This window comes from Sphingomonas abietis (assembly GCF_027625475.1).
In the GTDB taxonomy this organism is placed as follows: domain Bacteria; phylum Pseudomonadota; class Alphaproteobacteria; order Sphingomonadales; family Sphingomonadaceae; genus Solisphingomonas; species Solisphingomonas abietis.
Genome location: NZ_CP115174.1, coordinates 771981 through 798825, shown reverse-complemented (window position 1 = coordinate 798825; position 26845 = coordinate 771981). Strand labels below are relative to the sequence as shown.

The 26845-nt window shown below is 66.9% G+C and carries 18 protein-coding genes; 12 read left to right on the top strand and 6 right to left on the bottom strand.

The window, feature by feature from the left end:
• Complete coding sequence (locus PBT88_RS03740) at positions 1–1482, top strand: efflux transporter outer membrane subunit (protein WP_270077898.1); 1482 nt, start codon at positions 1–3, stop codon at positions 1480–1482.
• Between the two features lie 81 nt (positions 1483–1563).
• A complete protein-coding gene (locus PBT88_RS03735) occupies positions 1564–2139 on the top strand; it encodes a TetR/AcrR family transcriptional regulator (protein WP_270077897.1) in 576 nt (191 codons plus the stop codon).
• Positions 2140–2167: 28 nt separating this feature from the next.
• On the opposite strand, the gene PBT88_RS03730 is transcribed toward PBT88_RS03735, so the two are convergent.
• Both PBT88_RS03730 and PBT88_RS03725 read right to left on the bottom strand, forming a co-directional pair.
• Positions 2168–3262 (bottom strand): branched-chain amino acid aminotransferase, encoded by a 1095-nt coding sequence (locus PBT88_RS03730; protein ID WP_270077896.1) that lies wholly within the window; start codon positions 3260–3262, stop codon positions 2168–2170.
• Between the two features lie 79 nt (positions 3263–3341).
• Positions 3342–3515 carry a hypothetical protein gene (locus tag PBT88_RS03725; RefSeq protein WP_270077895.1) on the bottom strand — a complete coding sequence of 58 codons (174 nt, stop codon included), beginning with the start codon at positions 3513–3515 and terminating at the stop codon, positions 3342–3344.
• Positions 3516–3809: 294 nt separating this feature from the next.
• Between PBT88_RS03725 and PBT88_RS03720 the strand changes: the two genes are divergently transcribed.
• From PBT88_RS03720 to PBT88_RS03695, 6 genes are all read left to right on the top strand, one after another.
• Complete coding sequence (locus PBT88_RS03720; protein WP_270077894.1) at positions 3810–4511, top strand: ImuA family protein; 702 nt, start codon at positions 3810–3812, stop codon at positions 4509–4511.
• Entirely contained in the window at positions 4420–6087 is a 1668-nt protein-coding gene (locus PBT88_RS03715; protein WP_270077893.1) for a Y-family DNA polymerase, read from the top strand. The genes PBT88_RS03720 and PBT88_RS03715 overlap by 92 nt, the downstream gene beginning before the upstream one ends.
• Complete coding sequence (locus tag PBT88_RS03710) at positions 6084–9398, top strand: error-prone DNA polymerase (RefSeq protein WP_270077892.1); 3315 nt, start codon at positions 6084–6086, stop codon at positions 9396–9398. Before PBT88_RS03715 ends, PBT88_RS03710 begins: the two co-directional genes overlap by 4 nt.
• Before the next feature lie 129 nt (positions 9399–9527).
• On the top strand, positions 9528–10874 hold the full coding sequence (locus PBT88_RS03705; protein WP_270077891.1) for a peptide MFS transporter: 1347 nt from the start codon (positions 9528–9530) through the stop codon (positions 10872–10874).
• Positions 10871–13195 carry a hypothetical protein gene (locus tag PBT88_RS03700; RefSeq protein ID WP_270077890.1) on the top strand — a complete coding sequence of 775 codons (2325 nt, stop codon included), beginning with the start codon at positions 10871–10873 and terminating at the stop codon, positions 13193–13195. Before PBT88_RS03705 ends, PBT88_RS03700 begins: the two co-directional genes overlap by 4 nt.
• Positions 13196–13367: 172 nt before the next feature.
• Positions 13368–16262, top strand: coding sequence for a TonB-dependent receptor domain-containing protein (locus PBT88_RS03695; RefSeq protein ID WP_270077889.1), 2895 nt, complete (start codon positions 13368–13370; stop codon positions 16260–16262).
• A gap of 246 nt (positions 16263–16508) precedes the next feature.
• Here PBT88_RS03695 and PBT88_RS03690 read toward each other — a convergent pair whose 3' ends face one another.
• The 3 genes from PBT88_RS03690 to PBT88_RS03680 all read right to left on the bottom strand — a co-directional run bounded on the left by PBT88_RS03690 (position 16509) and on the right by PBT88_RS03680 (position 19343).
• Positions 16509–16787 (bottom strand): GlsB/YeaQ/YmgE family stress response membrane protein, encoded by a 279-nt coding sequence (locus PBT88_RS03690; RefSeq protein ID WP_270077888.1) that lies wholly within the window; start codon positions 16785–16787, stop codon positions 16509–16511.
• A gap of 109 nt (positions 16788–16896) precedes the next feature.
• Complete coding sequence (locus tag PBT88_RS03685; protein WP_270077887.1) at positions 16897–18090, bottom strand: M24 family metallopeptidase; 1194 nt, start codon at positions 18088–18090, stop codon at positions 16897–16899.
• A 14-nt stretch (positions 18091–18104) separates the two neighbouring features.
• On the bottom strand, positions 18105–19343 hold the full coding sequence (locus PBT88_RS03680) for an NAD(P)/FAD-dependent oxidoreductase (RefSeq protein ID WP_270077886.1): 1239 nt from the start codon (positions 19341–19343) through the stop codon (positions 18105–18107).
• Between the two features lie 184 nt (positions 19344–19527).
• On the opposite strand from PBT88_RS03680, the gene PBT88_RS03675 reads away from it, so the two are divergent.
• The 4 genes from PBT88_RS03675 to PBT88_RS03660 all read left to right on the top strand — a co-directional run bounded on the left by PBT88_RS03675 (position 19528) and on the right by PBT88_RS03660 (position 25366).
• Positions 19528–20172: a GntR family transcriptional regulator gene (locus PBT88_RS03675; RefSeq protein ID WP_270077885.1), complete on the top strand. Its 645-nt coding sequence runs from the start codon at positions 19528–19530 to the stop codon at positions 20170–20172.
• A 78-nt stretch (positions 20173–20250) separates the two neighbouring features.
• Complete coding sequence (locus PBT88_RS03670; protein WP_270077884.1) at positions 20251–22566, top strand: DPP IV N-terminal domain-containing protein; 2316 nt, start codon at positions 20251–20253, stop codon at positions 22564–22566.
• On the top strand, positions 22563–24278 hold the full coding sequence (locus PBT88_RS03665) for a DUF885 domain-containing protein (protein ID WP_270077883.1): 1716 nt from the start codon (positions 22563–22565) through the stop codon (positions 24276–24278). Before PBT88_RS03670 ends, PBT88_RS03665 begins: the two co-directional genes overlap by 4 nt.
• Positions 24275–25366, top strand: a complete 1092-nt coding sequence (locus tag PBT88_RS03660) for an alpha/beta fold hydrolase (protein ID WP_270077882.1) — start codon at positions 24275–24277, stop codon at positions 25364–25366. Before PBT88_RS03665 ends, PBT88_RS03660 begins: the two co-directional genes overlap by 4 nt.
• A gap of 49 nt (positions 25367–25415) precedes the next feature.
• On the opposite strand, the gene PBT88_RS03655 is transcribed toward PBT88_RS03660, so the two are convergent.
• Positions 25416–26837 carry an amino acid permease gene (locus PBT88_RS03655; protein WP_270077881.1) on the bottom strand — a complete coding sequence of 474 codons (1422 nt, stop codon included), beginning with the start codon at positions 26835–26837 and terminating at the stop codon, positions 25416–25418.
• Positions 26838–26845: the final 8 nt, after the last annotated feature.

The following is a 26845-nucleotide window of genomic DNA, read 5'->3' as shown; positions in this document are numbered from 1 at the left end:
ATGATCGCCCGCAAGCCCCTCGCCCTCAGCAGCCTGCTCGCGCTCGCGGCCTGCAACATGGCGCCGCATTATGTGCGGCCCGCCATGCCGGTGCCGGCCGCGACGCCGCAGGGGCCATCCTATGCGCCGGCCCAGGACGGCTCGGCCGCCATCGCCGATCTTTCCTGGCAGGCCTTCTTCACCGACGATCGGCTCCGCAAGCTGATCGCGGTGGCGCTCGACAACAACCGGGATCTCCGGATCGCGGTCGCCAACGTCGCCCAGGCACGCGCCCAATATCGCGTGCAGAACGCCGATATCTTCCCGACCATCGGCGTGAATGGCGGCGGCACCTTCCAGCGCATTCCCGGCCAGATCATTTCGGAAAGCGACGGCACCGCCAGCGGCGGCGGCGGCGCCAGCGCGAATAACGGCCTCGGCACATTGGTCGGTGCCAGCAACAACAACTCCATCCGTTCGAACATCTATTCGGCAAGCGTCGGCGTATCCGCCTGGGAGGTCGATCTGTTCGGCCGCGTCCGCAATCTCTCGCAGGCCGCGCAGGAGCAGTTCTTCGCTGCCGCCGAAAACAGGGACGCGGCCCGCACCTCGCTGATCGCCGAAGTCGCCACCGCCTGGCTGAACCTTGCCGCCGATCGGGACCGGCTGCGGATCGCCCAGGATACCGCCAGGGCCTATGGCGAAACCCTGATCATCATCCAGGGTCGTGCCCATGAGGGCAGCGCGTCCGATCTGGACGTGAAGCAGGCCCAGACCAGCTATGAGCAGGCCCGTTCCGATATCGCCTCGACCACCACCGCGGTGGCGCAGGATCGGAACGCGCTGGATCTGCTGGCCGGCACCCCGGTCAGTGCGGACCTGCTGCCGGCCGAACTGGGCGGCAGCGACGTCACCATCACCGATCTGCCAGCCGGCCTCCCCTCGCAACTGCTGCTGCGCCGGCCCGACGTCGCCGGTGCCGAGGATAAGCTGCGGGCCGCCAACGCCGATATCGGCGCGGCACGGGCTGCCTTCTTCCCGCAGATCTCGCTGACCGCCGCGTTCGGCACGACCAGCCTCGGCCTCTCGAACCTGTTCGGCAACGGCAGCAGCTTCTGGTCCGTGGCGCCCTCGGTCACCCTGCCGATCTTCGATTTCGGCAAGAACAGGGGCAACCTCCATTATGCCGAGGCAACGCGCGACGCGATGGTCGCCACCTATGAGAAATCGGTGCAGACGGCCTTTCGCGAGGTTGCCGATGCATTGGCCCGGCGCGGCACGATCGACGAGCAGTTGAGCGCACAGGTCTCGCTGCGCGATGCCGCCCAGGGAAGCTATCGGCTGGCCGACGCGCGCTATCAGGAGGGCGTGGATAGCTTCCTCAACACGCTCGATGCCCAGCGGTCCTATTATTCCGCCCAGCAGACGCTCGTTGCCACCAGACTCGCCCGGCAGAGCAATGCCGTCGAACTCTATCGCGCACTGGGCGGCGGCCTCAAATGACGAGAGCGATGCAGGCGGGCCGGGAGGCCTGACGTGGGACGGCGGCGGCGGTTCGATATCGATGTGGCGCTGGATGCCGCCATGCGCGAATTCTGCCTGAAGGGTTATGAGGGGACGAGCCTGGCCGATCTCGTTTCTGCCATGGGAATAGAGAGGCCCAGCCTCTACCTCGCGTTCGGCAGCAAGGAGAAATTGTTCGAGCGGGTGCTGGCACGCTACGAGCAGAAATATCTGACGGTCATATGGACGGCGCTCTCCGCCGCCACGGCTTATGGTGTCGCCCACTCCTTTCTGTGCGGATTCATCGACGCCATCACCGAGAAAACATTACCGCCGGGCTGTCTCAATACCCATGCCGCCGTCGCCTGCTCGCCGGACAGTGAACCTGTCCGCATGAAAGTCCTGGAGAGACGCTCGGCCTACGAGCAGGCGCTGGACGTCCGTTTCGCCCGTTCCGTTCAGGAAGGCGATCTGCCGGCAGGCACCGACACGTCCAAGCTGGCCATGTATCTCGTTTCGGTCAGTTGCGGCCTCGCCCTGCAAGCCAAGGCCGGCGTCTCCCGCGATATGCTCCATGACATCGCGGAGATCGCCCTGGTGCCGATACCGGTCGCCTGCGGCGATATGGCGGAGGGTCGAGCCGGCAACCCTGCGTGATCGCAGGATCGCCGGCCCGCGTCACCCCTCAGGCGACGCGACGCACCCAGCCGTCCGGCCCTTCGATGCGCCCGCGCTGGATGCCGACCAGCGCATCCTTGAGCGCCTCGGTCACGGAACCGCCCTCGCCATTGCCGATCGTGAAGTCGCCGCCGGTGCTCTTCACATGGCCGATCGGGGTGACCACCGCCGCCGTGCCGCAGGCGAACACCTCACGGAGCTTGCCGCTCTGCGCGTCGGCCCGCCACTGGTCGATCGCATAGGGTTCTTCCGCGACGTCCATGCCCCTGGCTTTCGCCAGCGCGAGGATCGAGGCGCGGGTGATGCCGGGCAGGATCGTGCCGCTGAGCGGCGGCGTGCGGAGCTTGCCGTCATCGAACAGGAAGAAGATGTTCATGCCGCCAAGCTCGTCCACCCAGCGATGCTCGACCGCGTCGAGGAACACGACCTGGTCGCAGCCATGCGTCGTCGCCTCGGCCTGCGCCATCAGGCTGGCGGCATAATTGCCGCCGCACTTGGCGGCGCCGGTGCCGCCCGGGCCGGCGCGGTTGAGGTGATCGGACACCCACAAGGACACCGCCTTCTTGCCGCCCTTGAAATAGGCGCCGACCGGGCAGGCGATCACGCAGAAGATATATTCGGCGGCCGGCTTCACGCCGAGGAAGGTTTCCGACGCGAACATGAAGGGGCGCAGATAGAGGCTGCCCTCGCCGCCCGGAATCCACGCCTCGTCGATCGTCACCAGCGCGTCGATCGCGCCGAGGAACAGCCCCTCGGGCACCTCCGGCATCGCCATGCGCTGCGCGGACAGGTTGAAGCGCCGGGCATTCTGCTCGGGCCGGAACAGGCCGATGCCGCCATCATCGAGGCGATAGGCCTTCATGCCCTCGAAGATTTCCTGCGCATAATGCAACACCGCACAGGCGGGATCGAGCAGGAACGGCTTGCGCGCGCCCACGGTGGCACTGTGCCAGCCCTGGCCCTCGGTCCACTTCACCGTCACCATATGATCGGTGAACACACGGCCGAACGCAGGATCCTCCAGCAATACCGCGCGCTCCGCCGCTGCCCGCATGGCGGGATTGGGTTCGATCGCAAAGATATGGTCGGCTTCCGCGTTCATCACGCTGCTCCTTGGGGGACGGGACTGCGCTCCCTTATCGGCCAAGGCGGGGACATGCCAGCCCCCCGAAGGGGCCGGATCACGGAAGGAGGATGCGGAAAAACGGGTCCGGACGAACGATAATGACGCGGAATATCGTCAGATCAGAAAGAGGATCACCGTCCCGGATATCGCCAGCGAGATCGCGCTCATGAAACAGAGCAGCCGAAATTCGATTGCGCAGACCCGGGAATCGATATGTTCCATCGACCAACTCCTCGCGTCGATCTCGCGGCGACGCCAGGCAAGAATAACATGATATCTTTCAAAGTAAAATGAAGCGGCATGATCGCAAATACGCGTTTTATCTTGAAACTATATTGATTCCCCCAGCACAATTCTGCCCGGGCAGGCATCGCGGAAATCCGCGCTCCCGGCCGTCTTGACTCCGACGGCCGGAAAGCGCGATTAGAACATATCAGGAACATAATGGACAAGTGAGTCGGTGGACGCCTTATGCGCCTTGCGGAACAGCATCGCCCAGATCGAGGGCCATCGCCCTGCCGCCATGCTGGCAGCAGCCCCGCTGGGAGTCGATTCGATCGATCGTGCGCTGGGCGGCGGCCTCGCGCGGGGCAGGCTGCACGATCTGTTCGCGGCCGAGCCGGCGGACGGCGGTGCCGCCACGGGCTTTGCCGCACTTCTCGCGCGACTGGCCATGCCCGCCTCCGCCCCCTTGCTGTGGCTCCGGCAGGGCGAAGCGGAGCAGCGCGGCGGGCGTCTCCATGCGCCGGGATTGATGGAGATCGGGCTCGATCCCGCCCGGCTGGTGCTGGTCGTGGTCGCCGATCCGGTGACATTGCTGCGCGCCGCCGCCGACGTGGTGCGATGTCCGCAGGTCGGCGCGGCGGTGATCGAATTGTGGGGCCATCCCCGTGCGCTCGACCTGACCGCGAGCCGGCGCCTGGCGGTGGCGGCCGAGGACTCCGGCGTCACCACGCTGATGCTGCGCGGCGGGGCGGACCCCGGCCCCAGCGCCGCCCAGACCCGCTGGCGGATCGCGTCCGCCCCCTCGCTGGCGCTGGAGGCGGACGCGCCGGGGCATCCGGCCTTCGACCTCACCCTGCTGCGCCAGCGCGGTCGGCCGGACGGCGGGCAGTGGCGGGTGGAGTGGGATCGTGAGCGAGGCCGATTCCACGAACCGGCGCTATCTGGCGCTATGGTTCCCGCTGCTGCCGGCGGATCGGCGACGTCGCCTCTGCGGGCCTGACGATGCGCCGGTCGCCTTCATCGAGAAGCAGCGCGGCGCGATGCGGATCGTCGCGCTCGATGCGCGCGCGCTCAAGCTCGGCCTCGCCCCCGGCCTGACGCTGGCGGATGCCCGCGCCCGCGTTCCCGAGCTGCTGGGCATCGATCATGATCCCTATGGCGACCGGCTCTGGCTGGAACGCATCGCCGATGGCTGCGATCGCTGGACGCCGATGGTGGCGCTCGATTCCCAGGACGGGGTGACGCTCGACATCACCGGCTGCCTGCAGGGCTATGCGTCCTCCCCGTCCATCCATGCCGAGGACAGCCTGGCGGCCGACGTGACCCGGCGCCTCACCGAAGCCGGCATGACGCTCCGCCTGGCCTTCGCCAACAGTCCGGAGGCGGCGCAGGCGCTCGTCCGCTACCAGTCGCTGCCCGCCGCCGCCGAGGCCGGCGCCATCCGCCGCCTGCCGATCGTCGCGCTGCGCATCGAGGAGGAGGCGGAGACCGCGCTGCGCCGCGCCGGCCTCAAGACCATCGGCGACCTTGCCGATCGTCCGCCAGCGCCGCTCGCCGCGCGCTTCGGGGCCGAGCTGGTCGCCGCGCTCGATCGGATGCTGGGCCGTGCCGACAGCCGCATCAGCCCGCGCCGCGCGCTCCCCGCCATCGTCTGCGAGCGCCGGTTCGCCGAGCCGATCGCGCGCACCGACGATGCGCTGGGCGTGCTCGACGAACTGGTCCGCGAGGCGGTGATCGCACTGGAGGAGCGTCATGGCGGCGGCCGGCGCTTCGTCGGGCGGCTCTATCGCAGCGACGGCGTGGTGCGCGAGATCGCGATCGAGACCGGCCTGCCGACGCGCGATCCGAAGGTGCCCGCGCGTCTGTTCCGCGAGCGGATCGACACGCTCGCCGATCCGATCGATCCCGGCTTCGGCTTCGACATGATCCGCCTCGCGGTGCCGGCGATCGAGCCGCTCGCGGCGACCCAGCTCCGGCTCGAAGGCGGGCGGATCGCCGAGGAGGCGATGGCGGCGCTGGTCGATCGGCTGAGCACGCGCCTCGGCCGCGACCGTGTCCGCCGCTTCGCCCCGCGCGCCACCCATATTCCCGAGCAGCAGGCGCTGGTGCTGCCGGCGGTCGCGTTGCCCGATCCGGCCGCATGGCAGATGCCGCCGCCGGGCGAACCGCCGCTGCGCCCGCTCCATCTGTTCGATCCGCCCCAGAAGATCGAAGTGATCGCCGAGGTGCCCGACGGCCCGCCCCGCCGCTTCCGCTGGCGCCGCACCAGCCACGAGGTCGCGCGGTTCGAGGGGCCAGAGCGGATCGCCGGCGAATGGTGGCGGGTGCGCGTCGACCGCCTGCCCGATCCCGGCCCGTCGACCGCGCAGCCCGCGCCCGGCCGCGACGCGATGGACTGCGACGCGGCGGAACGGGCAGACCCCGTGCTGCCACCAAGGCCGGCGAAGCCGCTGCTGACCCGGGACTATTTCCGCGTCGAGGATGTCCGTGGCCGCCGCTTCTGGCTGTTCCGCCATGGTCTCTATGAAAACGAGACGGCCAGCCCGGACTGGTATCTCCACGGCCTGTTCGCATGACCGACACGACCGACTTCGCCGAGCTACTGGCGGCGACCAACTACAGCTTCCTGCGCGGCGCCTCGCACCCGAGCGACATGGTGGGCGAGGCGCTGACGCTCGGCCACAAGGCCATCGGCATCGCCGACCGCAACACCGTGGCAGGCGTGGTGCGGGCTTACACGGCGCTCAAGGATGCCCGCACCGACGCCGCCGCCGCCGGTCTGCCCGATATCGATTTCCGCCTCGTCGTCGGTGCGCGGCTGGTGTTCGCGGACGACACGCCGGACATCGTCGCCTACCCCGTCGATCGCGCCGGCTGGGGCCGCCTCACCCGCCTGCTGACGCTCGGCAACCGGCGCGCGGCCAAGGGCGAATGCGAACTCCATCTCGCCGATCTGATCGACCATGCGCAAGGCCTGCTGCTGATCGCGGTCGCCGACGAGACCCATGAATTCCTGCTCCGCCGCTTGTCCCGCGCGGCACCGCTGTGGATCGCGGCGACGATGCCGCGCCTGGGCGACGACCAGCGTCGGCTGGCGCGGCTGCAACGCCTGTCGCGCGCCACCGGCATCCCATTGCTCGCGACGTGCGACGCACTCTACGCCAGTGCCGCCCAGCGCCCGCTCCACGATGTCGTCACCTGCATCCGTGAGGGCACGACGATCGCCGAGGCCGGCCAGCGCCTGCTCGCCAATGCCGAGCGCCATCTCAAGCCCGGCGGCGAGATGGCGCGCCTGTTCCGCGACGCCCCGCAGGCGGTGGCGGCATGGGCCGACATCGTGGGGCGCATCACCTTCACGCTCGACCAGCTCTCCTACGAATATCCGCACGAGCCGGTGCCCGAGGGATGGGAGCCGCAGGACTGGCTGGAGCAGGAGACGCTGCGGCTGGCGGGAGAGAAATATCCGGAAGGCATACCGCAGGCGATGAGAACTCTCCTCGACGAGGAGTTCGGCATCATCCGCCAGCAGCAATATGCCTATTATTTCCTCACCGTCTACGAAGCGGTGAAGTTCGCCCGTTCGCTCGAACCGCCGATCCTTTGCCAGGGGCGTGGATCGGCCGCCAACTCGGCGGTCTGCTACATGCTTGGCATCACCTCGGTCGATCCGGTCAAGCATAACCTGCTCTTCTCCCGCTTCGTCTCGTCCGAACGCAAGGAGCCGCCCGACATTGACGTCGATTTCGAGCATGAGCGGCGCGAGGAGGTGATCCAGCACATCTACGAGCGCTATGGACAGCATCGCGCCGCGATCGCCGCCACCGTGATCCATTACCGTCCGCGCAGCGCCGTGCGCGAGGTCGGCAAGGTGCTTGGGCTGTCGGAGGATGTGACCGCCCGCCTCACCAGCACCGTCTGGGGCAGCTTTGCCGATCGCATGGAGACGCGCCGCTTCGCCGATGCCGGCTATGATCTTGCCAGCGGCGATCTCGAGCGGCTGCAGTGGATCGTCAACCAGCTGCTCCACGCCCCGCGCCATCTCTCCCAGCATGTCGGCGGCTTCGTGCTCACCGAGGGGCGGCTCGACGAAATGGTGCCGATCCACAATGCCGCGATGGACGAGCGCACCTTCATCGAATGGGACAAGGACGATATCGACGCGCTCAAGCTGATGAAGGTCGATATCCTGGCGCTCGGGATGCTCACCTGCATCCGCAAGGCGTTCACCCTGATGCGGGCCCACGGCCTCGGCGACTATGATCTCGACACCATCCAGGACGAGAATCCGGCCGTCTATGCCATGCTCCAGAAGGGCGACAGCATCGGCGTGTTCCAGGTCGAGAGCCGCGCCCAGATCAACATGCTGCCGCGGTTGAAGCCCAAGCAATTCTACGATCTCGTCGTGCAGGTCGCGATCGTGCGCCCCGGCCCGATCGAAGGCGACATGGTCCACCCCTATCTGCGCCGGCGCGCGGGCAAGGAAGCGGTCGAATTTCCGGAACCCGCACCGCCCCATCCGCGCGACGAACTGGTCGGCGTGCTCGGCAAGACCCATGGCGTGCCGCTCTTTCAGGAACAGGCGATGCGGCTGGCAATCGTCGCCGCCGGCTTCTCGCCCGACAAGGCCAATGATCTCAGAAAGGCGATGGCGACCTTCCGCAATGTCGGCACGATCGGCGATTTCGAGCGCGACATGGTGGAGGGCATGGCGGCCCGCGGTTATGAGCGGGCGTTCGCCCAGCGCTGCTACAACCAGATCAAGGGCTTCGGCAGCTACGGCTTTCCGGAAAGCCACGCGCTGTCCTTCGCGCGGCTCGTCTATGTCTCGTCGTGGATCAAATGCTTCCAGCCGGCGGTGTTCGCCTGCGCGATCCTCAATTCGCAACCGATGGGCTTCTACGCGCCCGCCCAGCTGGTCCGCGATGCGCGCGAGCATGGCGTCGAGGTGCGGGCCGCCGACGTCAATCACAGCCACTGGGACAACAGCCTCGAAGCGGAGGCCGTCGCCCTGCCCCGCCATGGTCGCTGGGGCGATGTACCCGACGGCCAGCGCCAGGACGACACCCTCGCGCTGCGTATCGGTTTCCGCCAGATCGACGGTTTTCGCGAGGAATGGGGCCATGCCATCGCCAGCGAGCGCGAAGCCGGGGGCCGCTTCGCCAGCATCGAGGAACTGGCCCGGCGCGCAAGGCTCCCCTCGCGCGCACTGCGTCTGCTGGCGGATGCCGATGCCTGCCGCTCGATCGACCTCGGCCGGCGCGCGGCAGCATGGGAGGTGCGGCGGATGCCGGGCGGCACGGAGCTGCCGCTGTTCGCCGCCGCCCATGCCCGCGAGCTTGCCGCAGAGCCCGATGCGATGCTGCCCGCCATGCCGCTCGCCGAGGAAGTCAGCGCCGACTACCAGACCACGCGGCTGTCGCTGAAGCAGCATCCGATGCATTTTCTGCGTATGACGATGCGCCGCGAACGCATCCTGACCAGCGCGGAAATGGTGGAAGCCCGCAACGGCACGCGCGCGAAAGTGGCGGGCGTGGTGCTGGTCCGCCAGCGGCCTGGCAAGGGCAACGCCATCTTCGCGACGCTGGAGGACGAGACCGGGATCATGAACATCCTGCTGTGGGCAAGACTGTTCGAGCGCTATCGCCGCCCGCTGATGGCGAGCCGATTGATGGAGGCGCACGGCGTCGTCCAGAAGAGCGAGGAGGGCGTCATCCACCTGATGGCGGATCGCATCATCGACCGCAGCGACCTGCTCGACCGGCTGAGCAATGAGGGCGCGGTGCCGATCGACGTCTCGCGCGCCGACGCCTTCGTCCATCCGCAGATGCCGCGCGGCGGCCATCCTCGCGACGCCCGGGTGATCCCCAAGTCACGCGATTTCCACTAAGCGGCCCGCCGCGCAATAATAGCAGGGTGGACAAGCCGGATTCCGCAGATAGGATATTATATTCTATTTTGAACATATCGTAGCGGCCCAACAGCCGCGCGACTTCGCCGCGATCAGATGGGCCCGTACATGACCGACACCGCGCCTGCCCGCCATCCGCGCGGCCTGCCGATCCTTTCGCTGACCGAGGCCTGGGAGCGCTTCTCCTTCTACGGCATGCAGGCGCTGCTCGTGCTGTACATGGCGACGACCCTGCTGCCGTCCGCACCCGAGCGGAAAGTGTGGGGCTTCGCCGGCTTCCGTGATGCCGTGGAGGCGGTGACCGGGCCGCTGTCCGATCAGGCGCTCGCCTCACAGATTTTCGGCCTCTATGCCGGTCTCGTCTATCTGACGCCCTTGCTGGGCGGACTGGTCGGCGATCGACTGCTTGGCGGCCGGCGCACCGTGCTGCTCGGCGCGGCGCTGATGGCGGCGGGGCATTTCCTGCTCGCCTTCGATGCGAGCTTCCTGATCGCGCTCGCCGCGCTGATCCTCGGATCGGGGTGCCTCAAGGGCAATATCGCCACCCAGGTCGGCCGGCTCTACGATGCCGGCGATGCGCGGCGGGACCGCGCCTTTCTGCTGTTCAACTTCGGCATTAACATCGGCGCCTTCGCAGGGCCACTGATTTGCGGCACGATCGGCGAGAGCCATGGCTGGCATCTCGGCTTTGCCAGCGCCGGCTTCGGGATGCTGATCGGCATCGTCATCTATGCGTCGGGCTGGCGTTATCTCCCCGCCGATCGCCCACGCGGACGCTCGGTGGTGCGCGAGCAGGGCGCCGTCGGCGACGGCAAGCGCATCGCCGCCCTGCTCGGGCTGGTGGCGCTGTCGGCCTGCTACAATGTGCCCTTCTCTCAGGGCTACAACGTCTTCCCGCTGTGGATCGACGCTGCCGCCAACCGCCACATCGGCGGCTTCGAGATGCCGATCGCCTGGTATCTGGCCAGCGACGGCCTGATCACGGTGCTATCGACGCCGATCATCATCCTGCTGTGGAAGCGACAGGCGGCGGCGGGGCGCGAACCGCGCGTGCCGGTCAAGTTCGCGATCGGCTGCGCGATGATGGCGGCGGCCGATGCGCTGCTGGCGATCTTCGCCCAGATCTCGCCCGGTGCCCATTCGCTCGGCGTCCTGTGGGGCTTCGGCTATTTCCTGCTCTCCTCCTCCGCCTATCTGTTCGTGATGCCGGTGCTGCTCGCCGCCGTCTCACGCGCAGCACCGGTGCGGCTGACGGCGACGCTGATGGGCGTCGCTTATGCCGGGCTGTTCGTCGCCAACCTCACCGGCGGCTGGCTCGCGCGTTTCTACGGGCCGCTCGGGCCGGTGCGGTTCTGGGCGCTGCATGGCGCCATCGCCGCCGCCGGCGTGCTGATCGCAATGGCGCTGCGCGGCGTGCTTTCGGCGCCGCTCAACCCTGCCGGAGAAGCAGCATGAACCGCCGCGATTTCCTGCAATCCTCGGTGGCGGGCGCGGCCGCCGCCAGCACGGCAACAGCGCTGCGCGCCGCACCGGCGCTGCCCCGGCTTCCCGCCAGCGCCGTCGCCGGCCATAGCCGCCTGCTCGACATCGAGATCGACGGCGAACGCTGGACGGTATGGGAGGATCTGCGCGATCCCGACGGCGCGATCAGCTTCGTCTCGGCCGCCGGCACGCTCGTGCTCGCCAAGCGCACCGAGGCGATGTTCGCCACCGCCGATCCGCCCCATCTCGGCCTCGCGATGCGGGATATCGCGCTCGCCGATGCCGATCTGCTCGCCGACGCGCTGCTCGCCGGCGGCGGTGATCCCGATCCGGATCGGGTGCGCGACGCGGCCCCGCCGAGCGCCTCGAACTTCAAGCCCGACGAGATCGGCACGCGCCTGCCCTGGACGGCACTGGTCGGCACCAAACAGGCCGAGGACACCATGCCGGTGTTCCGCAATGGCCGGACCCGCACCTACCGCCCCGAGCATCGCTTTCCCGAACTGTCCGGCGACGACAGCGCGCTCCAGCGCCGCGAAGGGCTGCTCGGCGGCTGGCTGCCAGCCGTCCACAAGGTCATCCCGCGCAAGACGGGCGGACATGAGGCGGGCGGGCATTGGGATCTGCTCGTCTTCGCCGATGTCGATGCCGACAACCGCTTCATCGTCGAGACCTGGCATCGCACGCTCCGCATCGAGCAGGGCCGCATCGTCGAGGCCGATTACGGCCACAGCTACGCCCCCTATCCGCCCCGCCGCCAGCATCCGACACCGGAAGCCTTCTACACCGCGATGTTCCGCTTCGCGCGCAGCTGGCAGGCCGAGCTGGCCGAGGGTGCCAAGGCCACCCTGCCCGATCCCGAATGGACCGACATGGTCGATCACGCCTTCGCCAAGGAGCTGGTGATCCGCCCCAACGGGGTCTGGCCCAAATATGGCGCGGTCGATCGCGACTATTATGGCTCGGAATATGACGGCTTCCAGGACACGTTCACGAGCTCGCTCTACGCCAATCTGCTATGGGGCCGGTTCGCGCAGGCACGCGCGGTGCTCGACCAGTATTTCACCGCCTTCGTCCTGCCCGACGGCCTGGTCGACATGCGCGGACCGGAGACCGCGCAATATGGACTCACCCTGGCGCTACTCGCCCGCTATCTGCGGCTGACCGGCGACCTCGCGACGCTGGTGAAGCATCGCGACAAGATCCGCGCGACCGTGACGCTGCTCACCGACCTGCACGACCAGAGCCTCGCCCTGCCCGCGGCCGATCGCGGCTTCGGGCTGATCCACGGCTGGAACGAATCCGATTCCTGCCTCCATCCCGATCCGACGATCTGGTGGAAGCCCTATTGGGCCAACTCGGCCTTCGCCGTTCGGGGCTGGCGCGAGATCGCCGCGATCTGGCCGGCGATCGGCGGCAGCACCCAGGATGCGGCGGACTGGTCGGCGCGCGCGACGCGCCTCCAGCAGCATCTCGAGCAGCGGCTGCGCGCCAATATCCGCCATGACCTGACGCCGCCCTATGTCGGCCCGCTGCCGGGCGTCACCAACACCTTCCGCGAGGCGCTCACCGCCGAGAATGAATCGGAACAGGGCTGGCCGCACCGCGCCTATGCCGAGCTGCTCCAGCCCGGCGTGCTGCCACCCGATCTGGAAGCGCTGGTGGTGGATTGCCTGCGTGGCCATGGCGGCACGACGCTGGGCGTGGTCGCCAATATCGGCCGGCCCGATCCCGCAAGCCGCGACATATTGGGCTTCATCTCCTATGGCTATGCCGAGGCGCTGCTGCGGCTCGACCGGATCGAGGAGTATCTGCTGTTCCTCTATTCTCACCGCTTCCACGCCCATACGCGCGGCAGCTGGATGGGGGGCGAGGTCTCCGGCATCGATGGCGGTCTGGCGCTGTTCTGCATCCCGGCACAGCTGACCATTCCGAAACTGGTCCGCTGGATGCTCGTCTACGAGGACCAGGACGCCGATCGCCTCCATCTCGCCCGCGCGGTGCCGACGCGATGGATCATGTCGGGTCAACCGATCGCGATCCGGGACGCGCCGACCCGCTGGGGAAAGGTTGGATTCTCGCTTCGCCGGAGCGGGCCGGGCATCATCGAAGGCGAAATCTCGCTTCCCGCCAAGGCCCCCCGCGAAACATTGTTACGTGTCCGCCTGCCCGCCGATCGACAGATTCGCCGGGCCTTCGTGGATGGGAAGACGGCCATCGCCACCGCCTTCGGGGACATTCCCATCGCCGCAGCCGATCACCGGGTCCGGAAGGTCAGGATTGAAATTGGCTGATATCCGCCGCTCGCGAGCTGTTACAATTTTGTCATAAGGAATATCGTATAAAATATTTGACATCGCGTGACGATCATGTTGCATTCGTTTCCACAAGCCACAAAAGGCGCTGGGGAAATAAATGGCAAGGACACTTCGTAAAACGCATCGCACTGCCGCGATCGGTGCATTGATGACGGGCCTGCTGGCGAGCAGTGCCTATACGCAGGTGACGCCTGCACCCACGTCGTCGAGCCAGCCGAGCGCCAGTTCGGACGCCGACGCGATCGTCGTGACCGGCACGCGCATCAAGCGCCCGGATCTGGAAAGCAACAGCCCGCTGACCACGATCAGCAGCAAAGAGATCAAATATGAAGGCGCGGTCAACGCGGAGGACATCCTGAACCGGATGCCGCAGTTCACCGCCGACGCCAACGAGAACATGTCGAACGGCTCGGACGGCACCGCCAAGATCAATCTGCGCAACCTCGGCGCCAGCCGCGTGCTGACCTTGATCAACGGCCAGCGCATGATGTCGTCGCAGAATGTCGACATCAACTTCGTGCCGTCCGCGCTGATCGACCGGATCGACGTGGTCAGCGGCGGCGCCTCCGCCGTCTACGGCTCGGACGCCGTCGCCGGCGTGGTCAATTTCGTGCTGAAGGACCATCTCGATGGTTTCCGCATGGATATGCAGACCGGCATCTCGCAGCACAGCAATGGCGATAACTATGTGCGCGGGCTCAACACCGCCGAGGGCTTCAACAACGCCCCCAGCAATGTGCTGGATGGCGCCAAACAGGACATCAATGCGGCCTATGGCAAGAATTTCGCCGAAGGCCGCGGCAACATCACCGTCTATGGCGGCTATCGCCACACCGATCCGGTGCTGGAATCGACCCGCGATGTCTCCAACTGCGCGCTCAACCAGCTCGACACCGATACCGTCAACGGCGCCGGTCTCTACTGCGGCGGATCGAGCAGCTCGCAATATGGCACCTTCGCGCCGGAGAGCGGCCCGAGCGCTGGCATGGGCTATCTGACCAACGCCAAGGACGGGTCCAAGACCTGGGTGCCCTACGACACCAGCTACGCCTATAATTACTCGCCCAGCAATTATATCCAGCGCTCGGATCAGCGCTACACCGCCGGCTCGTTCGGCAAGTTCAAGATCAGCCCGGCCGCCGAAGTCTATGGCAGCTTCATGTACATGCGCGATCACACCTTCTCGCAGGTGGCGCCATCCGCCCTGTTCCTCGGCAGCAACTTCACCCTGAACTGCGACAATCCGCTGATGAGCAGCCAGCAGGCGACGGCGCTGTGCGGCTCGGCGGCGGGAACCAGCGCCAAGATCGACACGCTGATCGGCTACCGCCTCAACAATGATTTTTCGCGTCGCGACGATCTTCGTCACAACGACTTCCGCTACACGGCGGGTGTCCGCGGCGATATCGGCCACGGCTTCAGCTACGACGTCAACTATCTCCACTCGCTGGTGAAGTATAACGAGACCTATCAGAACAACGTCGATACGGTCAAAGCCCAGCGTGCGATCGATGCCGTCAATGTCAACGGCACCGCGACCTGCCAGTCGGTCGTCGATGGTACCGACCCGAGCTGCGTGCCGATCGACATCTTCAAGGCCAACGGCATCACCTCCGATCAGGCGCAATATCTGTTCGCCGACAGCAATACCGCCGAGCGCGACACGATGACGGTCATTTCGGCCAACATCAACGGCGACCTGGGAACCTTCGGCATCAAGAGCCCGTGGGCGAATCGCGGCGTCAGCATCGCGCTGGGTGCGGAGCGTCGCCATGAATCACTGCAATATACTGCCGATGCGATCGCGCAGGAGGGCGGCTCAGTTCCGACCGATGGACGAGTCACCGTCACGGAAGGCTATGGCGAGATCGAAATTCCGGTCCTTCAGGATCTGCCCTTCGCCCATGCCCTCACGCTCAACGGCGGTGCGCGCTATTCCCATTATCACAATGAGCAAAGCTCCACCGACACGAGCTCGAACTACAACGCCAAGACGTTCAAGGCCGAAGTGAACTGGGCGCCGGTCGCCGATGCCCGCCTGCGCGCCAGCTTCAACCGGGCGATCCGCGCGCCCAACATCAGCGAGCTGTTCGGCCCGGGCGGCGTCGGCAATGTCACCACTGACGATCCTTGCGCCGGTTCCAATCCGCAATACTCCGCGCAAGTCTGCGCGCTGTCCGGCGTTTCCTCCGCGCAATATGGCCATATCATTCAGTGCCCGGCCGACACCTGCAGCGAACTGTACGGCGGCAATGCCAAGCTGAAGCCGGAAAAGGCGAACACCTACACGTTCGGCCTCGTGCTCACGCCGCGCCAGATCCGCAACTTCTCCTTCTCGGCGGATTACTACCACATCAAGGTCAAGGACTATATCGGCTCGCTCGATCCGTCCCTGATCATCAGCCAGTGCATGACCGGGAACACCTATTATTGTAACCTGTTCCACCGCAACCCGACCACCGGCGCGCTGTTCGGCAGCACGGTGAACGATGGCTATGTCGAGGCGACCACGCTCAACACCGGCTATCTGATGACCTCGGGTGTCGACTTCAATGTCGATTACACCTTCGGCATCGGCAAGTTCGGCAAGATCAACGCCAATCTGGTGGGCACCTGGCTTCTGCATCAGAAGGAACAGCCGCAGCCCGGCTTCGCCTCCTTCGAATGCAAGGGCACGTTCGGTTATTCGTGCGGCGAGCCCAACCCGACCTGGCACCACGCCGCGCGCCTGACCTGGATGATCCCCGGCGATGCGTCGCTGTCGGTGTCCTGGCGCTACCTCAACAAGGTCAAGCTGTCCGACACGGGCGAAAGCAGCGTGATCAACAGCCACATCCCGACCTACAACTACTTCGATCTGGCCGGGACGATCGCCATCAACAAGCAGCTCGAGCTGCGGGCCGGCGTCAACAACATCGCCGACAAGGATCCGCCGGCGATCGCCACCAACATCCTGACCTCGTTCGGCAACGGCAACACCTTTGCCGGCGTCTACGACGTGATGGGCCGCGAGATGTTCGTCGGCGCCAGCATCAACTTCTGATAGACTTTCGGGGCCGCCGCTTCGGCGGCGGCCCCATCATTTCCAGAATATCTTCGACCGCGCTGACCGCGATCCGCTGGAACCCGGCGGTGCGGCGGGCGCGGTCGCTTTGTTTTGGGTGCCAGCGTACCGCCATTGCGCCGGGCGCCCCTTCGACGCGTCGCGCAATATCGGCAGGCAGGCCAATGATGTCCGCACACCGCCGATAACGGCCGGGCAGACGATCCCGTCCGCCCGAAAGCCCATCTAGATTCGTCGCAGCAGCCTGATCACCACGATCACGATCACCGCGCCCGCAATCGATGCCAGGACGGACCCGATCAGTCCGCCACCCAGCGTGATACCCAGATGCGGGAACAGCCAGCCGGCCACCACCGAGCCGAAGATGCCGATCAGCGCGTCGGCGATGAAGCCGAAGCCGCCGCCCTGCACGAGCAGGCCGGCCAGCCAGCCGATGATCGCGCCGACCACGATCCAGAGCACAAACGCCAGAAGAAGATTGTCGCTGCTGATGCTCATATGCATGATGCCCTCATCCCGAATAATTCGGCGTGATAAGGCCGCACCGCGCCGATCGTTCCGTCCGCGCGCGGATTTGGCGGCGCCCCGGCCAGGCAGGGCGCCGTCGATCAGTTCAGACGAAGGGCCGGTCGATCGCCGGCTGCGGCTCGGTGAACCAGCGGGGGCCGGCGTCGGTCATGTAGAAATGATCCTCCAGCCGCACGCCGAAGCGATCGGGCACGACGATCATCGGCTCGTTGGAAAAGCACATGCCCGTATCCAGCAATGTCCGGTCGCCCCGCACCAGATAGGCGGGTTCGTGGATCGACAGGCCGATGCCGTGGCCGGTGCGATGCGGCAGGCCCGGCAGGCGATAATCGGGGCCGAGCCCACCCTTCTCCAGCACCGAACGCGCCGCCGCGTCGACCGTCTCGCACGGGGCACCCGGCATCGCGGCGACGAAGGCAGCCGCCTGCGCCTCCTTTTCCAGATTCCAGATCGCCCGCTGGTCGTCGGACGGATTGCCAAAGGCGTAAGTTCGCGTGATGTCCGAATGATAGCCCTCGATCGTGCAGCCGGTGTCGATCAGCACGAGATCGCCTTCCTCCAGCCGCTGTTCGCCGGGAAGGCCGTGCGGGAAGGCGGTGGCGCGACCATATTGGACGATGCAGAAGCTGTAGCCGCTTGCTCCCATCGCCCGGTGCGCCTCGTCGATGAAGCGCTTCACCTCGGTGGTGGTGATGCCCGGCGCCATGATCCGCGCGGCGCGGCGATGCACCTCCAGCGTCATGTCCTTGGCTTGCTGCATCAGCGCGATCTCGGCCGGGGATTTCCGCATCCGGCAGCCGTCGATCGCCGGCGCGCCATCCACCAGCACGATGCCGGGCGCGGCACGGCGCAGGCGCTCGGCCATCTGGAAGGGCAAGGCCGGATCGATCGCCACCGTCCGCCCGCCGATCCCCGCCAGCGCATCGGCGACCAGCGCGTGCGGGTCTTCGTCCTCTTCCCACAGCCGGATGTCGACGTCGATCAGCAGGTCCGCCTGCAGCGAGCCCAGCTCGAAATTCGGGCAGACCATGATCGGTTCGCCCCGCACCGGCAGCAGCATCGCCACCAGCCGCTCGGTCGCACCCCACGGCACACCGGCGAAATAGCGCAGCGATGCGCCGGCGTTGATCAGCAATGCGTCCGCGCCCATCGCGCTGGTGAAGGCGCGCGCCCGCTCGATCCGCTGCAGCCGCTCCTCACGGGTGATCGCGGGCGCGCACGCCGTCCAGCGGCTGATCGCGGCCAGTTCAGCCGCGGTGGTGGAACCTCCGATGGTCATGTCCGTCTTCCTCGTCAGGCAAAGCGATCGATGTCGAACGCGCCGATATCCAATAGGGGTGCCTCGCCTGCGACCAGCGCACCGACGATCTCGCCGGTGACGGGCGCCAGCGTCAGGCCGAGATGCTGGTGCCCGAATGCGTAGACCAGATTGTCGCAGCGCGCGCTGCGGCCGATCGCCGGCAGGTAATCGGGCAATGTCGGGCGCGATCCCATCCAGCGTTCGAACGGGCCGCGCATCGGCAGGCCGAGTTCGGCGACATGCCGCTCCAGCCGCTGCCATTTCGCGGGATCGGCGGGCGCATCAGGATCGCCGAGTTCGACGATGCTCGCCGCCTGCACGCAATCGCCATAGCGGGTGACGATCATCGATCGATCCTCGAACACCACGGGCGGCAGGTTCGCCGGCCAGTCATGATGACGGGCGCGAATATGATAACCGCGCTCGGCGACGATCGGCGCACGATGGCCGACCGGCGCGATCAGCGCGCCGGAGCGGATGCCGGCGGCCAGCACGACCTGATCGGGCAGGAATGTCGCGCCACCGTCGATCGACACGCCCGCACACCCGCTCACCGGCTTCAACCGCACATGTCCGTGGACGATCCGCCCGCCGGCCTGCAGGAAGGCGCGTTCCAGCGCGTTGGCCAGCCGGCCGAGATCGGCGATCTGGCCGCTATTCTCGAAACGGATCGCGCCAGCCGGCGCCGTCTTCAGCAACGCCGCCAGCGTGCGCCTTTCATCCTCACCGATATCGCGGAAACGCGCGGTGCCGGTGTCGGCGGCGGACCATGACGAGCGCCCCTTGCTGGCGGCGGCATCGCTGCCCCACAGCACGAAATGCCCCTGCTCGCGGAGCAGATCGCTATCGGGCAGGTGGGCCGCCAGCCTCCGCCACGCCGGCATCGCTTCGCCGACCAGCGCGGACAGCGCCGCCTTGCCCGCCTCGAAGCGACGGGGCCGCGCCGCCGCCATCATGCGGGCCGCGAAGGGCAGCCACGCGCGCCACTGGGCGGGCGGCAAAGCCAGCGCACCGCCCCGCGAAAATAGCCGCCCCGGTGCCGAGCGGATCGCGGCATAGGAGGCCAGCGGCTCGATCTGCTCGATCGCGATATGCCCCGCATTGCCCCAGGACGCCGCCTGCCGGCCGGGTGTCGCCTCGATCAATGTGACGGGATAGCCGCGCCGCGCCAGAGCCACGCCACTGGCGAGCCCCACCACGCCGCCGCCGATGATGATCGTCTTTTCGTTCATGTTCTGCCTTGATGATCAGGCGCCTTTATCGTATACGTTATAAGGGGACAAGAGGATCGCACGCGTCCATGATCACCGATCACGCATCTTTCTGCCCGATATCGTCGGAACCGGAAGTTTCTTCATTGCGATGTCCTGCTGCATCGCGGCACAGTCCGGCCTTAACGCTGGAGACACATTTCCGATGAGCATCGTCGTTCGCACCCTTTCCGAACAGATCTTCAGTATCGTTCGCGAACAGATCGTCTCCGGCAAATTGCCCGTCGACCAGGCGATCCGGCAGGATGCGCTGGCCAACGAGCTCGGGGTGAGCAAGATTCCGCTGCGCGAGGCGCTGGCCCGGCTGGAGCAGGAGGGCCTGCTGATCAGCCAGGCCAATCGCGGCTTCTTCGTGCGCGCGATGTCGGCGGGCGAAGCCGAGGAAATCTACGCGCTGCGCTTGTCGATCGAGCCCGATGCCGTCGTCGCCGCGGCCCTCGCCGCCACCGACGAGGATCGGCAGGCTGCCCGCGATGCGCTGGCCGCGCTGAACGATGCGGCCAATGGGCATCTGGAAGAGGTCGCCGCCCGCAACCGTGATTTCCACATGGCGTTGGTCCGCCCTGGTCCCCGCCTGCTGACCACCCAGTTGGTCGAGCGGCTCCAGGTGCTCGCGGAACGCTATGTCCACAAGCATCTCGAGCCCGCCGGCCGGGAGGATCGTGCCCATCTCGAACATGCGGAACTGCTCGACGCATGGGCCGCGCGCGACACCGATCAGTTGAAGACGCTGGCCGCCACCCACATCGGCCGGACGCTCGCCGATCTTCGGCGACAGCTCGGCCGGTGATGCCCCTGTCGCGCCCGGAGCCGCCGCCCGACTGATCGCGGCCTGCCGCCCCCGACATTTTCCATCCGAGGACTTTCGATGATCAAGACCGGCGCGCGGGCATCCCTGCTCGCGCTCGCGCTTTCGTGCGCGCCCACCCTCCTTCATGCCGCCGCCCCCGACGAGGCGGCCTTCACCCGCTCGATCGGTCTGCGCCAGAGCTGGGAATATCTGACCCGCGATGTCGCATGGCCGGCGCATTGGAGTGAGGACGGCAGCCATTTCTTCTACCGCAAGACGGTGGAGGGCGGTTTTGCGTTCGAGACGGTGGATGCACGCACGCTCGCAAGGGCACCCGCCTTCGATCAGGCGAAGGTCGCACAGGGTCTCACGGCCGCGCTCGGTCATCCGGTCGATGCACTGCGCCTGCCCTTCGATGCGTTCGATTATGCGGGCGACGGCAAGGCGATCCGCTTCGAGATGGACGAGCAGAGCTGGCAATGCCAACTCGACGGCAGCCGCTGCGCACCGGAAGCCAGCCATCAGCGCCCACGGGGCTTCGGCGTCGTCCGCGATCTTTCGGTCCCGGCCGACAATCATCCCCGCCTGTCGCCGGACGGCCAGTGGGAGGCGCTGGTCGAGGATGACAATCTCGTCATCCGCAAGGCCGGCACCACCGAGCCGGTGCGACTCTCCACCGACGGATCGGCCGGCGATTTCTATGATCCCGAGACGATCGAATGGTCGCCGGACAGCCGCCACCTCATGCTCTACCGGGTCCGCCCCGGCTATCAGCGCCATGTGCTGCGGGTCGAATCCTCGCCCGCCGACCAGAAGCAGCCGATCCTGCGCAGCCAGCTCTATCCCAAGCCCGGCGACGCGGTCGATCAGGAGCAGCCGGTGCTGTTCGACGTCGCCCAGCGCCGCGAGACGGTGATCGACGCCGCGCTGTTCCCGAACCCCTATCAGCTTTCCGAGCCACGCTGGCGGAAGGACGGGCAGAGCGTCGAGTTCGACTATGACAGGCGGGGTTTCCAGCAGGCCCGCGTGATCGCCGTCGATGCGGCCACCGGCACGGCCCACGCCGCCGTCACCGAAGACGCCAAGACCTTCTTCTACGCCGACCGCCGCTTCGTCCATGACGTGAACGGGCTCGGCAACGAGATCGTCTGGGCGTCCGAGCGCGACGGCTGGAACCATCTCTACCTGATCGACGGCAAGACTGGCCGGGTGAAGAACCGCATCACCACCGGCGACTGGGTGGTGCGCGACGTGGTGAAGGTGGACGATGCCAGGCGCCAGATCTGGTTCGCCGCCTCAGGCGTGAACGCGGGCGAAGACCCCTATTTCAAGCATTATTACCGGATCGATTTCGACGGGCGGCACCTGACCGCCCTCACACCGGTCAAGGCCGACCATAATGCCGCCTTCTCGCCCGACATGACGATGTTCGTGGACAATTATTCGCGCGTCGATCTGCCCAATGTCAGCGAACTCCACCGCGCCGACGGATCGCTGGTCGCGACCATCACCAAGGGCGACATCAGCCGCCTCACCGCCGCCGGCTTCAAGCCGCCCGAGGTCTTCACCGCCAAGGGCCGCGACGGCAAGACCGATATCTGGGGCGTGGTGGTGCGCCCGCGCGACTATGATCCCGCCAAGAAATATCCGGTCATCGAGAATATCTACGCCGGCCCGCACGACAGCTTCGTGCCGAAGGATTTCTGGCCGTTCGGCTATCATTCGGGCGGCGACAAGGTGATCGGGATGCAGGAGCAGGCCGATCTCGGCTTCATCGTCGTCCAGATCGACGGCATGGGCACCGCCAACCGCTCCAAGGCCTTCCAGGATGTCGCGTGGAAGAACCTCGCGGACTCGGGCTTCCCCGATCGCATTCTCTGGCACAAGGCGATGGCGGCCCGCGATCCGTCCTACGACATCGGCCGGGTCGGCATCTATGGCGCGTCCGCCGGCGGCCAGAGCACGCTCAACGCGCTGCTCTTCCATGGCGACTTCTACAAGGTCGGGGTCGCCTATGCCGGCTGCTACGACAACCGCATGGACAAGATCAGCTGGAACGAACAGTGGCTCGGCTGGCCGGTCGACCAGAGCTATGCCGCAGCTTCCGGTGTCGACAATGCCTGGCGGCTGACCGGCAAACTGCTGCTGATCGACGGCGAGCAGGACAGCAATGTCGATCCTTCGTCGACGGGCCAGGTGGTCAACGCGCTGATCAACGCCAACAAGGATTTCGAGATGCTGACCATCCCCGGCGGCGAACATACCGTCGGCCGCTCGACCGGGCCGATCGACTATGTCGCACGCCGCCAGTTCGGCTTCTTCGTCCGCAATCTGCTGGGCGAGTCGACCCCGAACTGGAACATCATTCCCGCACAGGCCCCGAAGGCGCCGTGATCCGCATCGCCCTCGTCGCCGCACTGCTCGCCGCGGCGCCCGCCTGCGCCACGCCCATCGACGATGTCGTGGCCGCCTATGATGCGCTCGGCCAGCAAACCGACGCCGACGCCGGGCCGCAATGGCCGGACATGAGCAAGGCGGCGGCGGATCGGCGCACCGCGACGTCGATCGCCTTGAAGGCGAAGCTCGATGCGCTGCCGCCCTCGCCCGCCGGCAGCGAGGCGGCGCTGACCCGGCGCCTGCTCGACTGGCGGCTCGGCATCGACATCGAGGGCGCGCGCTGGGACGAGGACCGTATCCCGTTCGACAATGGCGACGGCTTCTTCAACACCGCCAACTATGCCGCGGCCAACACGGTGATCCGTAGCGAGGCGGACGCGACGGCGTGGATCGCGCGCATCCGCGCCTTCCCCGCTTATTATGCGCAGGAAACGGCCAACATGCGGCGCGGCCTCGCCACCGGCTTCATCCAGCCGAGGCCGACCGCCGCCTCGGTGCTCGCGATCCTCAGGATCGCATCCGATCAACCGGCGTCCGCCAGCCCGCTGCTCGCCCCGTTCAAGACCCTGCCCTCGACCATCCCGACCGATCGGCAGGCGGCCCTCCGCACTGACGCGCTCGCCGCGGTCGAGCAGGCGGTGAAGCCGGCGCAGCGGCAGATGGTCGCCTTCTTCGCCGACGACTACGTGCCCCACGCCCGCACCACGCTGGGCGCATCGAGCCTGCCCGACGGCAAGGCCTATTACGCCTTCACCGTCCGCCGCTCGACCACCACCGATCTCACCCCGGACCAGATCTTCGCGCTCGGCGAAAAGGAGATCGCGCGGATCCACGACGAGATGGAGGCGCAGATGCGCGCCACCGGCTTCACCGGCACGCTGCCCGAATTCCTGGTGAAGCTGCGCACCGACAAGCAGTTCTACGCACCCGATCTCGAAACCTATATCGAGAAGGCCAGCGAGATCGGCAAGCGGATCGACGGGCTGCTGCCCCTGTGGTTCGGCACGCTGCCCCGACTGCCCTGGACGATCCGGATCAAGCCGCCCGAACTGGAAGGCTCGTCCGGCGGCTATAATCTCGGCGATCCGGCGAAGGGCGTGGCGGGTTCGGTGGTGGTCGGCCGTGCCTCGTTCGGCGATCCGCTGTTCGGTCTGCCGGCCTGGATCCTCCACGAGGGCGTGCCGGGTCATCATATCCAGATCGCGCTGGGGCAGGAACGCACCGACCTGCCCGCCTTCCGTCGCCGCGACGAGCCGACCGCCTTCGTCGAGGGCTGGGCGCTGTATGCGGAGCAGCTCGGCCAGGACATGGGCGTCTATCGCACGCCCTACGAACAGTTCGGCCGGCTCTCCTTCGACATGTGGCGCGCCTGCCGCCTGATCATGGACGTCGGCATCCACATGAAAGGCTGGAGCGCCGAGCAGGCGATGCGCTGCCTTGAGGACAATACCGCACTGCCCGATCGCGTGGTAAAGGGCGAGACCCAGCGCTACATCGCCTGGCCGGCGCAGGCGCTCGCCTACAAGATCGGCGAGTTGCAGTTCCTCACCGAGCGTCAGCGTGCCGAACAGGTGCTCGGGCCGCGCTTCGATATCCGCGCCTTCCACGATGCGGTGCTGGACGACGGGCCCATGCCTCTGTCAGTCCTGCACGATCAGGTCAGCCAATGGATCGCGCGCCGATCCGCCACTCCGGGAGCCCAGCCATGATCCTCGCGCTCGCCCTCTCCCTCCAGGCCTCCGTAGCTGCGCCTGCCGTGCTGGCGCCGAAGCCGACCGCCGCGGCCGCCATCAAGTGGCCGGCGAAGGAGGCGGATTACGTCGTTCGCGATTTCCACTTCCGATCCGGCGAGACGATGGCCGAAGTCCGGCTGCACTACACCACGCTCGGCCAGCCCCACCGCAATGCGAAGGGCGAGATCGACAATGCGGTGATGGTGCTCCACGGCACCGGCGGCAGCGGCCACCAGTTCCTCGTGCCGCAGTTCGCCGACGAGCTCTACGGGCCGGGCCAGCCGCTCGACATCCGCCGATATTGGATCATCCTGCCCGACAATATCGGTCATGGGCGATCGTCCAAGCCGTCCGACGGCCTGCACATGAAGTTCCCGCGCTACGACTATACCGACATGGTGGAGTTGCAGCATCACCTGCTAGTCGAGGGCCTCGGCATCGCGCACGCGCGGCTGATCATGGGCACCTCGATGGGCTGCATGCACGCCTTCGTGTGGGGCGAGGCCTATCCGGACTATGCCCGCGCGCTGATGCCGCTGGCCTGCGAGCCGATCGAGCTGGCCGGATTGAACCGGATGTGGCGGCAGATGATCATCGACGGCATCGAAGCCGATCCGGCCTGGACGGGCGGCGACTACAAGGCCGAACCGCAAGAGGGCCTGCGGCTGGCGGAATCGATCCTGCTGATCGCAGGCTCGGCGCCGCTCAACTGGCAGAAGCTCTATCCGACCCGCGACAAGGCGACCGCCTTCGTCCGCGATCGCATCAGCAAGGGCATGGCGGGGCTGGATGCCAACGACCTCATCTACCAGGTCGATGCTTCACGCACCTACGATCCCTGGCCGAAGCTGGAGACGATCAAGGCGCCGATGACGTGGCTCAACTCGGCCGACGACTTCATCAACCCGCGCAACTTCGCCTATCCGCAGGAGGCGCTGAAGCGGATGCCGAACACGCGCTTCCGCCTGATCCCCGAGACCGACGACACCCACGGCCATGGCACGCACACCTGGGCGGTGAACTGGAAGGCCGATCTGGCCGATCTGCTCCAGCGGACGAACTGATCGCGCGCGTCGCCATGCCGGCTTTCACCGGCATGGCGACGTCGGGGATTTAGGCTGCCTTCGCTTCGCGCGTCAGCAGGCTGCGCGAGCGGCCATAGGCGAAATAAGCGACCAGACCGATCAGGTTCCAGATCACGAAGCGCTCCAGCGTCGCCGAAGGCAGCGAGAAGAGCAGATAGAGGCAGCCGAGCACGGCCAGCGTGCCGACCAAATAAGGCTGCGGGCAGCGGAAGATGCGCGGCACATCGGGCGACCGGCGGCGCAGGATCATCATGCAGGCGCCGACCGCGATGAACGCGATCAGCGTGCCCGCATTGGCGAGCTCGGCGATCTCATCGAGGCGGAAGAAGCCGGCGACGCCTGCCACGAACAGGCCGGTGATGCCGGTGACGATCACCGGCGTGCCGGTCCGCTTCGACACCTTGGACAGCAATGGCGGCAGCAGGCCGTCGCGCGCCATCACGAAGAAGATGCGGCTCTGGCCGTACATCATCACCAGGATTACCGAGGGCAGCGCGACCAGCGCCGCACCCGCGATCGCCCAAGAGGCAAAAGGATGGCCGAGCACGCGCAGCACCAGCGCCAGCGGTTCGGCCGAGTTGCCGAGCGTCGTGAACGGCAGCGCACCGATCGCGGCGACGGCGACGAGGATGTAGATGGTGGTGCATAGCGCCATCGATCCGATGATACCGATGGTCAGGTCGCGCCCCGGATTGCGCGCCTCCTCGGCCGAGGTCGCGACCGCGTCGAAGCCGTAGAAGGCGAAAAAGACGATCGCGGCGGCCGCCATCACGCCCTTGGTGCTGCTGCCGTCGGCATGGCTGGCGAAGCCATAGGGCATGAACGGGTGGAGATGGCTGGCGTCGAACGCCGGCAGCGACAGCACGACGAACGCGGTCAGCGCGATCAGCTTGATCGCCACCAGCACGATGTTGAGCGTCGCGCTCTCGCGGGTGCCGAGCATCAGCATCGCGGCGATGGCGAGCGAGACGATCACGGCGGGCAGGTTGACGAGGCCGCCGGCGTGCGGGCCGTTGAGGATGATCGCGGGCAGGTGCAGCCCGGCCGATTGCAGCCAGCCGACCAGATAGCCCGACCAGCCGACCGCGACGGTCGAGCAGGCCAGCGAATATTCGAGGATCAGGCTCCAGCCGACCACCCAGGCGACGGTCTCGCCGACCACCGAATAGGTATAGGTATAGGCGCTGCCGGCGGCCGGAATCATCGTCGCCAGTTCGGCGTAAGCGAGCGCGGCGCAGGCGCAGACCGCACCGGCGACGAGGAAGGCGAGGATCACCGCCGGGCCGGCGCGCTCGGCACCGACGCCGATCAGCGTGTAGATGCCGGTGCCGACGATCGCGCCGACGCCGAGCGCGATCAGATGGGGCCAGGAAAGCGTCGGTTTCAGGCGATGGGCGGCATCGGGGTCGGTACTGCGCGATATCGGTTTGATCGGACCCAGAATACCCATTCAGCCAC

What these genes read in the sequence shown, in the direction of transcription:
- PBT88_RS03685 (WP_270077887.1), bottom strand. Translation starts at nt 18,090, where the DNA reads ATGACCATCGGAGGTTCCACCACCGCGGCTGAACTGGCCGCGATCAGC.
- PBT88_RS03730 (WP_270077896.1), bottom strand. Translation starts at nt 3,262, where the DNA reads ATGAACGCGGAAGCCGACCATATCTTTGCGATCGAACCCAATCCCGCC.
- PBT88_RS03710 (WP_270077892.1), top strand. Translation starts at nt 6,084, where the DNA reads ATGACCGACACGACCGACTTCGCCGAGCTACTGGCGGCGACCAACTAC.
- PBT88_RS03720 (WP_270077894.1), top strand. Translation starts at nt 3,810, where the DNA reads ATGCTGGCAGCAGCCCCGCTGGGAGTCGATTCGATCGATCGTGCGCTG.
- PBT88_RS03695 (WP_270077889.1), top strand. Translation starts at nt 13,368, where the DNA reads ATGACGGGCCTGCTGGCGAGCAGTGCCTATACGCAGGTGACGCCTGCA.
- PBT88_RS03690 (WP_270077888.1), bottom strand. Translation starts at nt 16,787, where the DNA reads ATGCATATGAGCATCAGCAGCGACAATCTTCTTCTGGCGTTTGTGCTC.
- PBT88_RS03680 (WP_270077886.1), bottom strand. Translation starts at nt 19,343, where the DNA reads ATGAACGAAAAGACGATCATCATCGGCGGCGGCGTGGTGGGGCTCGCC.
- PBT88_RS03705 (WP_270077891.1), top strand. Translation starts at nt 9,528, where the DNA reads ATGACCGACACCGCGCCTGCCCGCCATCCGCGCGGCCTGCCGATCCTT.
- PBT88_RS03740 (WP_270077898.1), top strand. Translation starts at nt 1, where the DNA reads ATGATCGCCCGCAAGCCCCTCGCCCTCAGCAGCCTGCTCGCGCTCGCG.
- PBT88_RS03675 (WP_270077885.1), top strand. Translation starts at nt 19,528, where the DNA reads ATGAGCATCGTCGTTCGCACCCTTTCCGAACAGATCTTCAGTATCGTT.
- PBT88_RS03700 (WP_270077890.1), top strand. Translation starts at nt 10,871, where the DNA reads ATGAACCGCCGCGATTTCCTGCAATCCTCGGTGGCGGGCGCGGCCGCC.
- PBT88_RS03670 (WP_270077884.1), top strand. Translation starts at nt 20,251, where the DNA reads ATGATCAAGACCGGCGCGCGGGCATCCCTGCTCGCGCTCGCGCTTTCG.
- PBT88_RS03655 (WP_270077881.1), bottom strand. Translation starts at nt 26,837, where the DNA reads ATGGGTATTCTGGGTCCGATCAAACCGATATCGCGCAGTACCGACCCC.
- PBT88_RS03735 (WP_270077897.1), top strand. Translation starts at nt 1,564, where the DNA reads ATGCGCGAATTCTGCCTGAAGGGTTATGAGGGGACGAGCCTGGCCGAT.
- PBT88_RS03660 (WP_270077882.1), top strand. Translation starts at nt 24,275, where the DNA reads ATGATCCTCGCGCTCGCCCTCTCCCTCCAGGCCTCCGTAGCTGCGCCT.